The sequence below is a fragment of the Candidatus Nanopusillus massiliensis genome, assembly GCF_920984865.1.
This window is the reverse complement of the sequence record NZ_OV100765.1, coordinates 229,526-230,960: the sequence shown is the minus strand read 5'-3', so window position 1 is coordinate 230,960 and position 1,435 is coordinate 229,526. Positions and strand designations below refer to the sequence as shown.

The following is a 1,435-nucleotide window of genomic DNA, read 5'->3' as shown; positions in this document are numbered from 1 at the left end:
ATAGAGTAATAATGTTATTATTAGGAATAAAGAGTATAAAAGAAATTATACCATTCCCAATGATTAAGAAAAAAACAGAAAGCCAGGCTGTAAATATTTTAACAAAATATACAATAGAAAATCCGATTGTAAAAGGTTATGAAAAATATTAGGCCCTTCCAATTCCAAATCTTTTTAATAATATCTTTATATTATCATTTACTAAAAATATAAAAATTAGCTGTACAATACCACAAGTGAATAATAGTAAAGATTTATTGGAACAACTATTCCAAATCCAAATAATGAAATAATAGATGCAATTATTAATCCTGCAATTGTAGATATAAGAAAGATTTACTAGGTTTTGATTTATAGAATCTGTCATTTTCCCTAAATATATATGGCATTAATAGACCAAAATATGTTATTGCTATAAAGAAGAAAGAATGTAAAAGATGAACTTTACTTTTTCTTAATATATTTAATGCTATATATAATAATAATGACATTTCAGAAAATGTAAATACACCCATTCTANCTGCCTTCTTTACCAATTTTAATATATTCCATTTTTCAGGATATTGAGATCCTCTTTCATTATCTACAGATAATGCTATTGTTTGAAACTCTTGTATTAAAGAAAAATAATAATACATCTGTAGACGATAAAATATATGATGGACTATGATAAAGAATCGTAGTAAATAGAAATACTGATAAAACAAATAATGCAATTTCTATTGTTTTATTTATTTTTTGTTAATATCCATGTAACAACTCTTTGATATACTGATTTCCCAATCCTATCTAAATCTACAATACCTCTTAAACCTTCTACTGTTAATACAACAGAGGCCGCAGATTTTGCAACATCTGTTGCATTATATACTGCTATACCAACTTCAGCTTGTTTTAATGATGGAGAATCATTTACACCATCTCCAGTCATTCCAACAATTTCTTTTTTATCTTGTAGATTTTTTACAATATAATATTTATCTTCTGGATATATTTCTGCAAATATTTCAGATTCATTAATTAATTTCCTTGCTTTTTCTGGATGACTTTTTAATAATTCTCTTACTTCCATTTCCAGATACTGCTTTATTATAATCTAATCCAATTTCTTTTCCAATTTCTTTTGCAATTGGTAATGAATCTCCAGTTAACATTTTTACTTTTTTTCCAAGATCTTTTAATTTTTTAATTAATTCTGGAGTATCTTTTCTTGGAACATCATATAATGCAACAAGACCAACAGGTTCCCATTTATTATTATTATTTATTGCAACTGGCAAAGTTCTATAACCCCTTGATGCAAAATCATCAACTATTTTTGATACTTCTTCAGGTATATTTATTTTGCATAACTCTCTAAATATAATTTTTACTGCACCTTTTGATACATAAAATACTTTATCTTTATATAATACTTTTGCTTCTGTTCTTCTAG

Annotated in this window: 2 protein-coding genes and 1 pseudogene (2 of these 3 cut by a window edge); 1 reads left to right on the top strand and 2 read right to left on the bottom strand. The window is 25.5% G+C overall.

The features are described 5' to 3' along the window. Nucleotides 1-152: pseudogene (locus LUA84_RS01610) on the top strand (amino acid--tRNA ligase-related protein) (it extends 466 nt beyond the left edge of the window). A gap of 575 nt (nucleotides 153-727) precedes the next feature. Here LUA84_RS01610 and LUA84_RS04140 read toward each other — a convergent pair. Further along, complete coding sequence (locus LUA84_RS04140; protein WP_256443498.1) at nucleotides 728-1,072, bottom strand: HAD-IC family P-type ATPase; 345 nt, start codon at nucleotides 1,070-1,072, stop codon at nucleotides 728-730. Beyond that, nucleotides 1,017-1,435: the 3' portion of an HAD-IC family P-type ATPase gene (locus LUA84_RS04135; protein WP_457913342.1), read on the bottom strand. 235 nt of this gene lie beyond the right edge of the window; 419 of the gene's 654 nt are visible here — the last part of the coding sequence; its start codon lies beyond the right edge, outside the window — the gene reads right to left on this strand; the stop codon is at nucleotides 1,017-1,019. Before LUA84_RS04135 ends, LUA84_RS04140 begins: the two co-directional genes overlap by 56 nt.

Excerpts from the sequence above, each read along its gene's own strand:
- LUA84_RS04140 (WP_256443498.1), bottom strand. The coding sequence starts at position 1,072 with ATGGAAGTAAGAGAATTATTAAAAAGTCATCCAGAAAAAGCAAGGAAA.